Raw genomic sequence first — 14,708 nt, 5'->3', positions numbered from 1 at the left:
CGCGCGGCGTCGCCCAACTCACGACAAGCTGAAGAGACCCCGATCATGACCGTTACCCCCGCTCTGCGAGGTCCGGCCTCGTCCGGCCCGATCGCCCTGCTTTTCCTGCTCCTGCTCCTGTGCCTGCCCGCGGCCGCCGAAGACGGCGACGCCTGGGTGCGCATCCATCATGCCGCCGACACGGCCGCGCTGCAGTCGATCCAGCTCGACGGACAGCTCGAGGACTACGGCAGCTTTCTGTGGGGCCGGATGTCGCGCCAGGAGGCCGAGCGCCTCAAGCAACGCGGGCTGAGCCTCACCGTCAGCCGCAATCCCTTCGAGCTAACCCTCGGCGGCGAGCGCTTCGATCCGGCGGCGATCGAGAACCAGCGCAATATCGAGGCCGCGAACCCCGACGGCGGCTTTCACCTGGTGCAGTTCCAGGGCCCGATCCGCAGCCGCTGGCTGGCCGATCTTCGTGCCACCGGGATCGAGGTCGCGCAGCCCCTTCACCCCTTCAGCTATTATGTCTGGGCCACGCGGTCGCAGATGAACGCGCTGCGCAGCCTCGACAGCGTGCGCGCTACGCTCCCCCTGCAGCCGGACTGGAAAGTCCAGCCGCACCTGCGCGAGTTCGACGGCGAGATCCGGCCGACCATGGCCCTGGCCAGCGCCCACGTCGACGAGAGAACCCTGCAGGACCAGCTCGAGCAATTCGGCACGGTGCACCGCATCACGCCCCTGAGCCGCCACTTCCGCGTCGTTCACATGGACCTTGCCGGCGATCTCTACGGCCGACTGTCCGAACTGGGCGCGATCTACACCGTGCAGTACATTCAGCAGGATGCCGGCCCGCGTAGCGAAATGGCCAACCAGTCGATCGTCGGCGGCATCGACGGCGAAACCATCCAGCCCGGCTACCTCGACTGGCTCAACGACATCGGCCTGGACGGAGCGGGCGTGACGGTCGGTATCGTCGACGGCGGCGTACAGGAATCGCACCCCGACCTGACCGACAACATGGTGCCCTGCACCGGAACCGAGGGCAGCTGCACCGGCGCTTCCGACTCCCACGGCACCCACGTGGCCGGCGCGGTCGGTGGTACGGGCGCCTCCGGCACCACCGACAGCAATGGCTTCCTGCGCGGCCAGGGGGTGGCGCCCGGCGCCAGCCTGGTCAACCAGGCCTATTCGCCCTTTACCGGTGCCGGATCCGGCGGCATGGTGCCCGAAGGCATGCTCAGCATTTACAAGGATTCCGCCGAAAGCGGTGCGTTGCTGACCAACAACTCCTGGGGACCGACCGGCTCACCGCAGGGCTACGATATCCCGACCATGGAGATCGACTACATTTCCCGCGACGCCCTGCCCGAAGAACCCGGCGCTCAGCCCGTGCTCGCGGTCTGGTCCGTCATGAACGGCAACGGCGATTCCGGCGGCAGCTGCTCGCCCAGCTCTCTCGGCTCACCCGACGAGGCCAAGAACCTTTTTGCCGTAGGGTCCACCGGGCTGCAGAGCGGATCGGGTGCCCAGGTAGCGATCGACGAAGTCTTCAGCGTTTCGAGCAACTCCGGTCACGGTCCGGCCTGCGACGGACGCCGGCGGCCGGACATCGTCGCCCCGGGCTGCTCGACCGACAGCACCGACACGGGCAGTTCGTACAGCCTCAAGTGCGGAACCTCCATGGCCTCGCCGGTTGTTTCCGGCGCCATCGCGCTGTGGGCCGAAGGCTATATCGCGCAGACCGGCAACAACCCCAGCCCGGCTCTGATGAAGGCCAGTTTCATTGCCACGGCCCGCGATCTCGAGGGCGGCACCAACGCCGACGGCGGCATCATGGGCCACCGCCCCGACCGCTTCCAGGGCTACGGTCGCCTGGATCTCGACGCGACCATGAACCCCGCCGGCGACGAGGTCTACCTGATGGACCAGGAACAGATCTTTACCGAAACCGGCCAGGAATGGGGCATGGCGCTCAATGCCGCCGACCCGTCCCAGCCGATGCAGGTGGTCCTGGCCTGGACCGACGCCCCCGGCCACGGCCAGGGCGGCACCACGCCGGCCTGGGTCAATGACCTCGACCTGCAGGTCAACGCGCTCGACGGCAACACCTATCTCGGCAACGTGGTCGGCAACGACGGGTGGTCCGATTCCGGTGGTTCGCCCGACGGCATGAACAATACCGAGGCGGTCTGGCTGCGCCCCGACCAGCACCAGGGCGGCATCGACCTGAGCGTGCTCGCCACCGATATCGCCGGCGACGCGCTCAACCCCTGGAACCCGGCCGATCCGAGCCAGGACTTCGCCATCGCCTGCTACAACTGCATCGTCGGCGACCCGACCTTCTCCGTCTCGGCCACGCCCGATTCGCTGGAAGCCTGCGTTCCCGAAACGGGCAGCAACGACTACGATATCGCCGTGGACGTCAGCGCCATCGGCGCCTACACCGGCACGGTGGATCTCGCGACCACGGGCGAACCCGCCGGCATCAGCAGCGTCGTCGATCCCGACAGCGTGAGCGTGCCGGACAGCTCGGTCTGGACCGTCACGGTCGACGAGAGCGCGTCCGCCGGCAGCCTGCTGCTGCGCGTCGAAGGCGACGACGGCAGCGACATTCACGATGCCGAAGTGTCGGTCACCCTCGACGACTACCTGAACGATGCACCGCCGCTGGTCGAACCGGCCGACGGCGCGAGCGACACCTCGCTGACGCCCGTCTTCGGCTGGGACGGCCTGACCGATATCGAGGAGTACCGCATCCAGATCGCGACCGACGCCGGGTTCGGCGATATCGTCGTCGACGAGACGGTGGCGGAGACGACCGGTTTCATGCCCGCGGCGGAACTGGCGCTGGGCACCGAGTACTTCTGGCGCGTACAGGGCAGCAACCTCTGCGGCGGCGGTGAATGGAGCGAGACCCGCAGCTTCAGCACGCGCCTCGAGCCCGAGGCGGATATTTCCGCCACGGCCATGAGCTTCAGCGTGCCCCAGGGCTACGGCGACGAGCAGACGATCCAGCTCGGCAATGCCGGCACGGGCAACCTCACCTTCGAGATCAGCAGCGACGAACCGGAAGCCGGCCCGCTGATGCGCGACCAGCACGATCCCGCTCGCGACGAGGTGCTCGAGCTGGCAGACTTCGCCCTGCCCGGCGGCGGCAGCGCGAGCGAAACGGTCGAGGCCGGAATCGCGACCAGCGGCCAGGTCGTCGGCTTCACCTTCGAGGGAACGGTCTCGAACCTGGGCAGCGGCGCCTGGGCCTCCGACATGTCCCTGACCCTCACGGCCCCGGACGACAACGCTTACTCGGTCGGCGGTTACCAGACGTCCTACCCGGATTGGGAATTCCAGGGTTCCGGTTCCGGCAGCGCGGGCACCTACAGCAGCACGCATATCGGCACCGACATCTTCGGCGCTGAAGGCGCCGCCGACGAAGGTGACTGGCAGTTCGACTTCGTCGATGAATGGACCGGCGGCATGGACTGGGCGGACGTGACCATCACGCTGCACAAGACGGCCCCGCCCTACTGCGGTGACGAGCCGGTATCGGCAGACTGGCTTTCGGTCAGCCCCACTTCCGGCAGCATCGCCGAGGGCGAAGCCGACGAGCTGACCATCGCCGTCGACACCGCCAGCCTCGCCGAGGGCGAATACACGGCCTGGCTCTGCCTGGCCACCAACGATCCGAACGCCGAGATGATCCCGGTCGAGGTCAACCTGACGGTGACCGAGTTCGTCGAAGACGAGGTCCACGAGGACCGCTTCGAACAGACCGCGCGCTGATTGGCGCTTCGCCCCAATCCTCCCGGCCGGCCTTCCGGCCGGGGGTTCCAGCACCAGCAAACAGGATTTCTTCATGTTCAATCGACTGCTTGCGCCTGCCGCAATAGCCCTGCTGTTGGCCACCGCCGGCCACCCGGCCCTGGCCGACGAAGTCATCCGCGTCGCCGACGTGCCGCGCGATCAATACCAGCAAATGCACGAGATGGGCGACTTCTGGAGCGTCGACTCCAAGACCGGCGAAGTCGTCATGTACGTCAGCGAGCGCCAGCGTGCCGCGATCGAGGCGCTGGGCTACGAAGTGCGGCTCGACGAGGCGCGCATGCGCTCGCTCGAGTACGCCCGCTCGATCGACGCCGAGGCCTGGGAAAGGTCGGGCGTCGGCGGCATTCCGGGTTTTGCCTGCTACCGCACGGTCGACGAAACCAAGACCGACCTGTCGGCCATGGCCGCCCAACGCCCCGAACTGGCACGCTGGGAATCGATCGGCGAGACCTGGCGCGAGGCCAACGGCGAAACCGGCGGCGATGAACTCTATGCCCTGGTCCTGGGCAACCAGAACAGCCCGCACGAGCAACCGCCCTTCGTGCTCATGGCCGCGCAGCACGCGCGCGAGCTGACCACCGCAGAAACCGCCACGCGCTTTGCCGAGTGGCTGTTCGACAACTACGACACCGACCCGACCGCCCGCTGGCTGCTCGACCACCGCGAGATCCACATCATTGCCCAGCAGAATCCCGACGGCCGGCGTGAGGTCGAGGAAGGCCAAAATATGTGGCGCAAGAACTCCAACCTGAACGCCTGCCCCAGTGGGACGACGGGCGTGGATCTCAACCGCAATAGTGACTATAACTTCGGTAAACCCGAGTCCAGCGGAATTGCTTGCGATCAGGACTATCGCGGCAGTGAACCACATTCCGAACCCGAAACCCAGGCCATACAGAACCACATGCACCAGGTTTTCGAACAGCATCGGCCTGGCTCGCCGGATGACTTGCCCACCGATCCGGCGCCTGCCGATGCCCAAGGCTTGTTCATCTCGCTCCATTCCTTCAGCGAGTTCATTTTGTTCCCTTGGGAGGGCTCAGGCAGTGGCGCTGAAAACCGCGCCCCGAATCACGATCAGCTGGCTTGGTTGGGCCGACGATTTGGCTTCTTCACCGGCTATGAAGTTGGTAGAGAGGTGATCTGGTACCAAGCGGGCGGCACAACCACGGACTACGCCTACGGCGAATTCGGCGTCGCCGCCTACACCTACGAGATCGGCACGGCCTTCCAGGAAAGCTGCGACACGTTCGAGAACGAGCTCTGGCCCGACCTGCTCGAGTCGCTGATCTACGCGGCCAAGGCCACCGCCCGCCCCTACCAGGCCCCGTCCGGACCCGACGTGGTCGACCCGCTCGGCGTGGTCAATACCCAGGACGACACGCTGCACCTCAGCGGCGTGCTCGACGATACCCGCTTTGACCGCGGCGGAGCGTCAGAAGGCCCGTCCGACGATCCGGTCGAAGACGTCGTCGAACTGCGCGTGAGCCTCGACGAGCCGCCGGAGCAGGCTGGCTCCTGGTTCACGATCGATCCTGAAAGCGAAGCGCCGGTCACCGGCTTCGACGCCGAGATCGCGCTCGAAGAGACGATCACCTTGCCGCGCCTGGTGTTCTTCCAGGCCGTAGACAGCGCCGGCCATGTCGGCGTGCCCGAGGCTGCCTGGCTGAGCGAGCAGATTGCCGCCGTTTCCCCCGGCAGCCTGGAGACGACCCTCACCGGCGGTCAGAGCACCGTGGAGACGGTCACGATTTCCAACATCGGCAGCGAAAGCCTGGACTGGTCGGCGCAAGCCGATCTTCCCGCCGCTGCCCGCGACGGCCACGACCCGGGCCTGGATGAAACGCTGAACCTGTCCGATTTCTCGCTACCGGGCGGCGGCAGCGCCAGCGAAACGGTCAGCGCGGGTATCGATTCCCGTGGTCAGGCGGTCGGCTTCAGCTTCGAAGGCACGGTAGCGAATCTCGGCGGCAGCGCCTGGGCTTCGGATATGGCGATGACGATCACGGCCCCCGACGGCGAGTCATTCACGGTCGGCGGCTACGAGTCGTCCAATCCCGACTGGGATTTCCAGGGCAGCGGCTCCGGCAGTGCGGGCACCTACAGCAGCACGCATATCGGCAGCGACATCTTCGGCGCCGAAGGCGCGCTCGACGAAGGCGACTGGGCGTTCAACTTCCAGGATACCTGGGAAGGCGGCATGGACTGGTCGGATGTGACGGTCACGCTGCACAAGCAGGAGCCGCCGACCTGCGTCGATCCGGCCGGGGTGGCCTGGCTGAGCCTGGATCAGTCCAGCGGCACGCTCGCGCCGGGAGAGGATGAGGAAATCGCTGTAACCTTCGACGCCGCCGGCCTGGATGCTGGCGAGTACGAGGCCCTGCTGTGCGTGACCACGAGCGATCCTTCCGCCGAGTTGATCGAGCTGGGCGTGTCGCTCCAGGTCATCAGCGGCGACCCGCAGATTTTCCGCGATCGCTTCGAGACAGATAGCGCTGCCGACTGAGTTCGTCGACAGCGTCGGCCCGGCCGACTGAAACGCTTCAGTCGGCCGGCTCTTCCCCGTCGTCTTCGCCGGCGTCCACTTCGTCTTCGTCCGAGGCCGCGACGCGGGCCATGCCGATCAACTGCTCTTTCTTGCCCAGACGGATCAGCGTCACGCCCTGGGTATTGCGGCCCAGACGCGAAATCTCGGCGGCGGAGGTTCGCACCAGGGTGCCCGCATTGGAGGTCAGCATCACGTCGTCGTCTTCCTGGACGGCCAGCGCTGCGACGAGCGGGCCGTTACGGCCCTCGGTCTGGATGCCGATCACCCCCTGCCCGCCGCGCTTGTGCACCGGGAACTCTTCCAGCGGGGTGCGCTTGCCGTAGCCGTTGGCGGTGCCGAGCAGTACGTCGCCTTCGTCGGCGACGAACATCGAGACCACTTCCTGGTCCTGCTTTAGCCGGATACCGACCACGCCACGCGTCTGACGCCCCATGGAACGGGCATCGGTTTCGTGGAAGCGAACCGTCTTGCCCGAGGAGGAAAACAGCAGGATGTCGCGGGAGCCGTCGGTGAAGGCCACGTCGACCAGCTCGTCTCCCTCCTCGAGCAGCACCGCCCAGATGCCGTTCGATCGGATGTTGGCAAAATCCGACAGCGGCGTCTTCTTCACCCGCCCGCGCCGGGTAGCGAAGAACACGAACCAGTCGTCCGGGAACTCGCGCGTGGGCAGCACGGCATTGATGCGCTCGCCCTCGTCGAGCGGCAGCAGGTTGACCATCGGTCGGCCGCGGCTGTTGTGGCCGGCCTGAGGCAGTTGGTAGACCTTGGTCTTGTAGACCTTGCCGGCGGAGGTAAACACCAGCAGGGTGTCGTGGGTGTTGGTCACCCAGAAGCGCTCGACGAAGTCCTCGTCCTTGGTCTTGGCCGCCGAACGGCCGCGGCCGCCGCGTTTCTGGGCGCGGTAACGCTCGAGTGGCTGGTACTTGGCGTAGCCGGCGTGCGAGAGCGTGACCACCACGTCCTCGGGCGTGATCAGGTCTTCCATCGTCAGGTCGAGGTGATCGCGCATGATCTCGGAGCGACGCGGGTCGTCGAACTGATCGCGCAGCGCCACCAGCTCATCCTTGATGACCTCCATCAGCGCGTCAGGCTCGGACAGGATCCGCATCAGTTCGCGGATGGTGTCGAGGATGCCCTCGTATTCTTCCGAGAGCTTATCCTGTTCCAGGCCGGTGAGCTTTTGCAGGCGCAGGTCGAGAATGGCCTGGGCCTGCTGCGGCGAGAGCTGGTAACCGCCCTCGCCCAGGCCGTACTCGGGCAGCAGGTCTTCCGGACGCGACAGCTCGGCGCCGGCCTGCCCCAGCAGGGCTTCGACCAGCCCGGCATCCCAGCGCCGGGACTGCAGGGACTCGCGCGCATCGGCCGGCGTCTTTGACGCCTTGATCAGCGCAATCACTTCGTCGAGGTTGGCGATCGCGACGGTCAGCCCTTCGAGAATGTGGGCGCGCTCGCGCGACTTCCTGAGTTCGTAAAGGCTGCGCCGGGTGACCACCTCGCGGCGATGCTTGAGGAAGGCCGACAGCATCTGCTGAATGTTGAGCAACCTGGGCTGGCCGTCGACCAGGGCGACCATGTTGATGCCGAAGACCGACTGCATCTGGGTCAGCTGGAACAGGTTGTTGAGCACCACCTCGGCCACTTCACCGCGCTTGAGCTCGATGACCATGCGCATGCCGTCCTTGTCGGACTCGTCGCGCAGCTCGGAGATGCCTTCGAGGCGCTTCTCCTTGACCAGCTCGGCGATCTTCTCGAGCAGCCGGGCCTTGTTGACCATGTACGGCAATTCATTGACGACGATGCGCGTCCTGCCGGTGTCCTCGTCGGTCTCGATCTCGGTGCGCGAGCGCAGGTAGATCCTGCCGCGGCCGGTGCGGTAGGCCTCGTCGATACCCGACGCGCCGTTGATGATGGCCGCCGTCGGGAAATCCGGCCCCGGAAGATGCTCCATGATCTCGTCGATGCCGATATCGGGATCGCGGATCATCGCCAGCAGCGCGCTGATCACCTCGCCCAGGTTGTGCGGCGGAATGTTGGTCGCCATGCCCACGGCGATGCCCGATGCGCCGTTGATCAGCAGGTTCGGCACGCGCGCGGGCAGGACGGTCGGTTCGTGCTCCGACTCGTCGTAGTTGGGGATGAAGTTGACCGTTTCCTTGTCGATATCGGCCAGCATCTGGTGCGCGATCTTGGCCATGCGCACCTCGGTGTATCGCATGGCCGCGGCCGAGTCGCCGTCGATCGAGCCGAAATTGCCCTGACCGTCGACCATCATGTAGCGCATGGAAAACGGCTGCGCCAGTCGTACGATGGTGTCGTAGACGGCGCTGTCGCCGTGGGGATGGTACTTACCGATCACGTCACCGACCACGCGGGCCGATTTCTTGTAGGGCTTGTTGAAGTCGTTGCCCAGTACGTGCATCGCGAACAGCACGCGCCGGTGAACCGGCTTGAGGCCGTCGCGGACATCCGGGAGCGCCCGGCCCACGATCACGCTCATGGCGTAATCGAGGTAGGACTGGCGCATTTCGTCTTCCAGGTTCACCTGGAGCACTTCGCGTGCCATTTCCGCCATCTACGGTAACCCCGTAACTGCTTTAATTTGTTTTAGTAAGATCCTGAAAATAAATACTTTCAGGGCGGTCCCCGCGAACCCGGAAAACGCGATCCGGCAAGGCGCAACAAACCGCAAATCTTACCACAGACAACTGATTTCAGGGGCTTTCATCGCCTGCCGCCGGCGTGAAGCGGTAGGGCGGGAAGTGGGCGCCCCGATCGGTCACGATGCAGTCAACCAGGCTTGCCGGGGTGACGTCGAAAACGGGGTTCCAGGCATCGAAACCGGGGGGCGCCTGCTCAAGGCCGGCGGCTTTCCAGATCTCGCCGGCGTCGCGCTGCTCGATCTCGATATCCGAGCCGGAAGCCAGCTGCGGATCGACCGTCGACGAGGGCGCCACGACCATCATGCGCACGCCATAGTGGCGCGCCAGCACCGCCAGCATGCAGGTGCCGATCTTGTTGGCCACATCACCGTTGGCGGTAATGCGGTCGGCACCGGTAATCACCCAGTCCACGGCTCCCGAGGCCATCAGCGAGGCCGCCGCGCCCTCGACAATGACGCGGAAGGGAATGCCCAGCCGCGCCAGTTCCCAGGCCGTCAGGCGCGAGCCCTGCAACCACGGGCGTGTCTCGTCGGCATAAACCCGCTGGATGCGCTCCTGGCGCCATCCCTCGGCGATGACGCCGAGCGCCGTGCCGATGCCGCCGGTCGCCAGCGAACCGGTGTTGCAGTGCGTGAGCACGCCCGAGCCGGCCTCGATCAACCCGGCGCCGGTGCGCGCCATGGTTCGATTGGCCGCGATGTCGCTGGCGTGGATATCGCGCGCTTCGGCGAGCAGGCGCTCGGGATCGGCGCCGCCGGCACGCTCGACGCACTGGCGCATCCGGCCCAAGGCCCAGGCCAGGTTGACCGCCGTGGGCCGCGCCCGCTCAAGATCATCGAGATCCTCGCGCCAGGCCACCGTGTCGCCGGCCCGGTGCCGGGCCGCCAGGACCGCGGCGTAGGCGGCCGTGATGCCGATAGCGGGCGCACCGCGCACGACCAGGTCGCGGATGGCATCGGCAGCTTTGCCGACGGTCTCTATCACCAGCCACTCTTCGCGCTCCGGCAGCTTGCGCTGGTCGAGCAGGCGCAGCCTGCCGTCCTCGTACTCGATCACCTGGAAACCGGTTGCTTCCTCGCCTGTCTGCATGACGTCCTTCGCTGACATTCCGTGCCCAAAACCGTATTATGAGCGATTGCACAAGCCAAGGAACACCGACCACTCATGAGAACCCTCATCGCCCTGTTGCTGCTCGTCGCCCTGCCCCTGTCCGCGCAGGAAGACGAACAGGCCAGTCAAGCCACGAACGAATCCGAAACCCGGGAGAACCCCACCTTGATCCTGCACACCAATTTCGGCGCCATCACCGTCGAACTGTTCGAAGACGAAGCGCCGGAGTCAACGGCCAATTTCCTCCAGTACGCCCGCGACGGCCACTACGACGGCACCATCTTCCACCGCGTGATCGACAACTTCATGATCCAGGGCGGCGGCTTCGATACCGACTTCAACCAGAAGGAAACGCGCGAGCCGATCCAGAACGAAGCCGACAACGGCCTGGAGAACAAGCGCGGCACGCTGGCCATGGCGCGCACCAACGATCCGCATTCCGCCTCGAGCCAGTTCTTCATCAACGTGAGCGACAACGCCTTCCTCAACCACCGCAACAAGGCCTCCGGCCAGACCTGGGGCTATGCCGTGTTCGGCCGAGTGGTCGACGGCATGGACGTGGTCGACGAGATTCGCGCCGTTGAAACCACCAGCCAGGGGATGCACCGCGACGTGCCCGCCGAGCCGGTGATCATCGAGCGGGTCGAGCTCCCTGAGTAAGGCGACACCCTCAAGCTACCTGATCGCCGACCTGCACCTGCACGACGAGCGGCCGCAGACCACCCGCCTGTTCATCGATTTCGTCGACGGACCGGCGCGCGACGCGGACGCGCTCTACATCATCGGCGACCTGTTCGAAGCCTGGATCGGCGACGACGCACCCGGCGAGCTCGGCCGCCGGGTTGCGCGCCACCTGGCCGACCTGGCCGCGAGCGGCACCGCGATTCGGTTTCTGTGCGGCAACCGCGACTTCCTGGTGGGCGACCGATTCTGCCGGGAAGCCGGCATGCAGCGCCTGGAGGAACCCCAGTTCGTGGACCAGTCGGGCAAGCCCGTGCTGCTGCTGCACGGCGATACGCTGTGCACGGACGACGAGTCCTACCAGCGATTTCGCCGCAAGGCCCGCGACCCGGCCTGGCAGCGGCGCGTACTGGCCAAGCCGGTCTGGCTGCGCCGCCTGCTGGCCCGGATGGCGCGCTGGTTGAGCCGCCGCCACACCGGCAGCACGGAAGTAAGCATCATGGACGTCAACCCGGGCGCCGTCGCGGCCGCCTTCCGCGAGCAAGGCGTGCGCCGGATGATCCACGGCCATACCCACCGCGAGGCGATCCACGACCTGAGGGTCGATCAGCAGCACTGTCAGCGCATCGTGCTGGGGGATTGGCATGAAACGGGCAGCGTCCTTCGCATGGAGGGCGAAGAAATGGCGATGATGTGTGTCGCGCGCAATGATGCCGGTAGCGTGGAACTGCTGCTGCGCGAAACCGCCGCGCCGCTGGCCGGCGACGGCCCGGAATGGAACTAGAGTAGCGTCGCCAGACGCTTGGCCGCGGCCATCCCGCTGATCCAGGCGCCTTCAACACGCTCTCCCGCGCACCAGTCCCCGGCCAGCACCAGCCGCCTCGCGTCCTCGGCCAGGATCGGCCCCGACAGGGGCGAATCCGCCCGCGCATAGCGCCAGCGATGGGCGATGTGCAGCGCCGGGGGCGCATCGAAGGCGGCATCCAGTTCGATCATCGCCGCGTGCAGCGACGAGGCCACGGACTCCGGGCTGTCTTCGATGTGTTCCTGCGACCACGCCGAGTCGGCGTGCCCGATCCAGGCCGGCGCGCCCCGGTCGCCGGGCTTGGCGTCGTTGCGCGCAATCCATGACAACGGGCCGTGGTTGACGAAGGCCGCGTCCCAGGACAGCGAAGGCGCTTGTTCAAACCCCAGCATGACCGCCCAGGAGGGCCGCATCCGGACCGCGGAAAGCGTCGCCGACAGCGGATGGGTCTCGCCCAGCAGCGCACTCGCCTGCGCCGGCGGTGCGGTCAGCAGCAGCGAGCGCGCGCGAAGGACCTCGCCGTCGGCCGAGCGCACCCGCCACTCACCCGCGCCGAAATCGATTTGCTCGGCCTGCCAGCGCCAGCGGCAATCCAGTCCCTCGGCCAACCGATGGGGAACCGCATTCATGCCGGGCACGCCCACCCAGCGATCCGAAGGCGCCTGGCCGGCATCGCCGGGCCGACGCCCGAACACCTTCAGGCGCGGGCGCCAGGGCGCCAGCAGCCCGGCCCGGGTCCACGCCTTGACCTGGCGGGCGAAGGCGTCGCTGCGGGCCGTGAGGTACTGGGCGCCGTGATCGAAGGAAAAGCCGTCTCGTCGCCGCGTGGCGCTGCGCCCGCCCGGACCGCGCGATTTCTCGACCACCACGACCGCGTGCCCGCGGGACGCCAGCCGGCTGGCCGCGGTCAGGCCGCTCCAGCCGGCGCCAACCACCAGTACATCGATCATCGGTTCTGCTCCGTTGTCTGCAGGGCGCTGACATCGAAGCCCTGCCGCCGGGCGCGTTCGACCAGGTCCTCGAAGACGGCCGGGGGAAGCTCGGGTTCCCGCGACAGGATCCACAGGTACGCGCGATCGTCGCTGCCGACCATCGCGTGCCGGTAATCCTCGTCCAGCACGATGACCCGGTATTCGCCCCAGACGAAGGGCAGGAAGGACAGCCAGCGCGGCGCGAAACGCACTTCCAGCGCGGCCGCGCGATCGTCCGATGCGTCGCGCCTTGCAATGCCCCTGGCCTCGCTCCAACTGCCGTCGGGCCGCCGGCAGCGATTGGTGACCTGCACGCGACCGTCCTCGAGCAGTTCATACTCGGCGCTGACCTCCCCATCGCACTGGTCCTGGAAGCGGTTGGGCAGGCGCGCGATCTCGTACCAGCGCCCCTGGTAGCGCTCCAGGTCGATCGAGTCGACGAGTTCCAGCGGTTCGTTTGCATGGGCCATGCCGGCCATCGTGGCCGACAGCAGCAGCGCGATCAAGTATCCGGGTTGACGTGACATGTGCAGATTCTAGTCCCCGCCGCTCCGCCCGAGAGTGAAAGCCCGACGGATTGGTGATAGGATTTCGACTCGCGCTTTTGACTTGCCTTGAAAACCTAAGGGGGTGATGAGGAAGCGAAAAATGACTGGAACGACCAAGACCCCCTGCCGCCAGCACCCGCGGCAGACCGCCGCCTGGCACTGCCCCACCTGCAAGCTCGACCTGTGTACCGAATGCAAGCCCTACGCTGAACGGCTACCCATCGAGGTCAGTTGTCCCTTGTGCGCGGGCGCAATGCACGAACATCGTCCGCCCTTCAGTCCGTGGCAGTCGATCCGGCGCCTGTTTTCGTTACCGGCAGGGTGGACATCGCTGACCGTCACCGGCCTGCTCGCGCTGGTCGCCTGGCTTCCGGCGCCGGGCGTGGTGCGCTTGATGGTCGCCCTCCCCTTGCTGGCGCTGCTGCTGACCTGGCTGGGTATCCTGGCACGGGCTGTAGCCGAGAAGCGCGAACTGCCGGCGGGCAGGCAAGCCCTGCTCGACCCCGACGAGCTCGAGTACGGCCTGCGCACACTCGTCGTAATGACACCCCTCGCCGCCGTCCTGGCGATCGCCTTTGTCGCCGGCGGCATGATCTGGCCGCCCGTCGCCATCGTTTCGGTCGCCGCGATCATGCCGGGCGTCCTGGCGGCCTTTGTGCTCAAGGACCGTATGGCAGCGGCCCTGCATCCTGACGCGATACGCGATATTGCCACCGTCAGCTGCGGCGACTACGCCCCCGCGGCCGTCGCCGCCGTACTGGCCGCGGGCCTGGCGCTGCCGGCGGCTACACTCCCCGCCGGCTCGCCGGTCGCGGCGGCAAGCGCTTTTCTCGGTGCCTGGCTGATGCTCATCGCCGCCGGCCTGGCCGCCGCAATGCTGCGGCGCCATCGCCGCCCGCTCGGCTACCACGGCGGCGTGCCCGCCATCGATCGCCCGAAGCCCATCCCGCAAGCGCGCTACGAGCCGGCCCTGCTGGCGGCCGACGCCGACATTCTGCGCGCACACGGCAAGGCGCGGGCCGCCCGCCTTCACCTCGGCGAGGCGCTGAGCCGCTACCCCGACGACCCGGGCCTCAACCGGCGCTTCGACGACCTGGTGCACGACTGCGCCCGGCGCAAGGACTTCCGCAACCACCTCGGGCGCCGCCTCAAGCGCCTGATCGCCAACGGCCAGTTCGCGCCGGCCGCCGACCTGTGGCAGCGCTACAGCCCCGAGCTCGGCGAGTGGATGCCGCGGGATGCGCACACGCGCCACCAGCTCGCCCTGGAAATCGACCAGCGCGGCGAGCACGACACCGCGTTTCGCATGCTGATCGGCCTGTCACCGGAAAAGCCGCGCTTCGACAAGGCCGGCGACGCCTGGCTGGAAGCGGCCCGCATCCTGGCCGATCACCTCGACGATGGCGACAAGGCGCGCGAGCTGAGCCGGGTGGTGGCCATGCGTGACCCGGCCGCCGCACGACGCTGGCGCAACGCTCGCGGAAGCCTGCCCGGCGAATCGCGATCGGACGCAGCGACGGCGCCCGCCGCCGAACCGGCATTGGCCCGCGGCAGCCAAATCGGTTAGTCTCTTTGCGACCC

The 14,708-nt window shown here is 67.0% G+C and carries 9 protein-coding genes; 5 read left to right on the top strand and 4 right to left on the bottom strand.

Translation table 11 applies throughout. The features are described 5' to 3' along the window. The first annotated feature begins 45 nt into the window (after positions 1 to 45). Both ACDC67_RS04295 and ACDC67_RS04290 read left to right on the top strand, forming a co-directional pair. A complete protein-coding gene (locus ACDC67_RS04295) occupies positions 46 to 3,762 on the top strand; it encodes a S8 family serine peptidase (protein ID WP_376690905.1) in 3,717 nt (1,238 codons plus the stop codon). A gap of 73 nt (positions 3,763 to 3,835) precedes the next feature. Beyond that, positions 3,836 to 6,310, top strand: coding sequence for a M14 family zinc carboxypeptidase (locus tag ACDC67_RS04290; protein WP_376690904.1), 2,475 nt, complete (start codon positions 3,836 to 3,838; stop codon positions 6,308 to 6,310). Between the two features lie 37 nt (positions 6,311 to 6,347). Here ACDC67_RS04290 and gyrA read toward each other — a convergent pair whose 3' ends face one another. Both gyrA and mtnA read right to left on the bottom strand, forming a co-directional pair. Continuing rightward, entirely contained in the window at positions 6,348 to 8,924 is a 2,577-nt protein-coding gene (gyrA, locus tag ACDC67_RS04285; protein ID WP_376690903.1) for a DNA gyrase subunit A, read from the bottom strand. 139 nt (positions 8,925 to 9,063) lie between these two features. Next, positions 9,064 to 10,101, bottom strand: a complete 1,038-nt coding sequence (gene mtnA / locus ACDC67_RS04280; protein ID WP_376690902.1) for an S-methyl-5-thioribose-1-phosphate isomerase — start codon at positions 10,099 to 10,101, stop codon at positions 9,064 to 9,066. A gap of 75 nt (positions 10,102 to 10,176) precedes the next feature. Here mtnA and ACDC67_RS04275 point away from each other — a divergent pair, with 75 nt between their 5' ends. Beyond that, a complete protein-coding gene (locus tag ACDC67_RS04275) occupies positions 10,177 to 10,782 on the top strand; it encodes a peptidylprolyl isomerase (RefSeq protein ID WP_376690901.1) in 606 nt (201 codons plus the stop codon). Continuing rightward, complete coding sequence (lpxH, locus tag ACDC67_RS04270; protein ID WP_376691177.1) at positions 10,775 to 11,587, top strand: UDP-2,3-diacylglucosamine diphosphatase; 813 nt, start codon at positions 10,775 to 10,777, stop codon at positions 11,585 to 11,587. Before ACDC67_RS04275 ends, lpxH begins: the two co-directional genes overlap by 8 nt. Here lpxH and ACDC67_RS04265 read toward each other — a convergent pair. Then, positions 11,584 to 12,558, bottom strand: a complete 975-nt coding sequence (locus tag ACDC67_RS04265; protein WP_376690899.1) for an NAD(P)/FAD-dependent oxidoreductase — start codon at positions 12,556 to 12,558, stop codon at positions 11,584 to 11,586. The genes lpxH and ACDC67_RS04265 overlap by 4 nt on opposite strands. Further along, positions 12,555 to 13,106, bottom strand: a complete 552-nt coding sequence (locus ACDC67_RS04260) for a lipocalin family protein (RefSeq protein ID WP_376690898.1) — start codon at positions 13,104 to 13,106, stop codon at positions 12,555 to 12,557. The genes ACDC67_RS04265 and ACDC67_RS04260 overlap by 4 nt, the downstream gene beginning before the upstream one ends. Positions 13,107 to 13,227: 121 nt before the next feature. On the opposite strand from ACDC67_RS04260, the gene ACDC67_RS04255 reads away from it, so the two are divergent. Beyond that, on the top strand, positions 13,228 to 14,694 hold the full coding sequence (locus tag ACDC67_RS04255; RefSeq protein WP_376690896.1) for a hypothetical protein: 1,467 nt from the start codon (positions 13,228 to 13,230) through the stop codon (positions 14,692 to 14,694). The last annotated feature ends 14 nt before the right edge of the window (positions 14,695 to 14,708 follow it).

It is taken from the genome of Wenzhouxiangella indolica (genome assembly GCF_042310355.1).
In the GTDB taxonomy this organism is placed as follows: domain Bacteria; phylum Pseudomonadota; class Gammaproteobacteria; order Xanthomonadales; family Wenzhouxiangellaceae; genus Wenzhouxiangella.
This window is presented reverse-complemented; position numbering and strand designations above follow the sequence as displayed.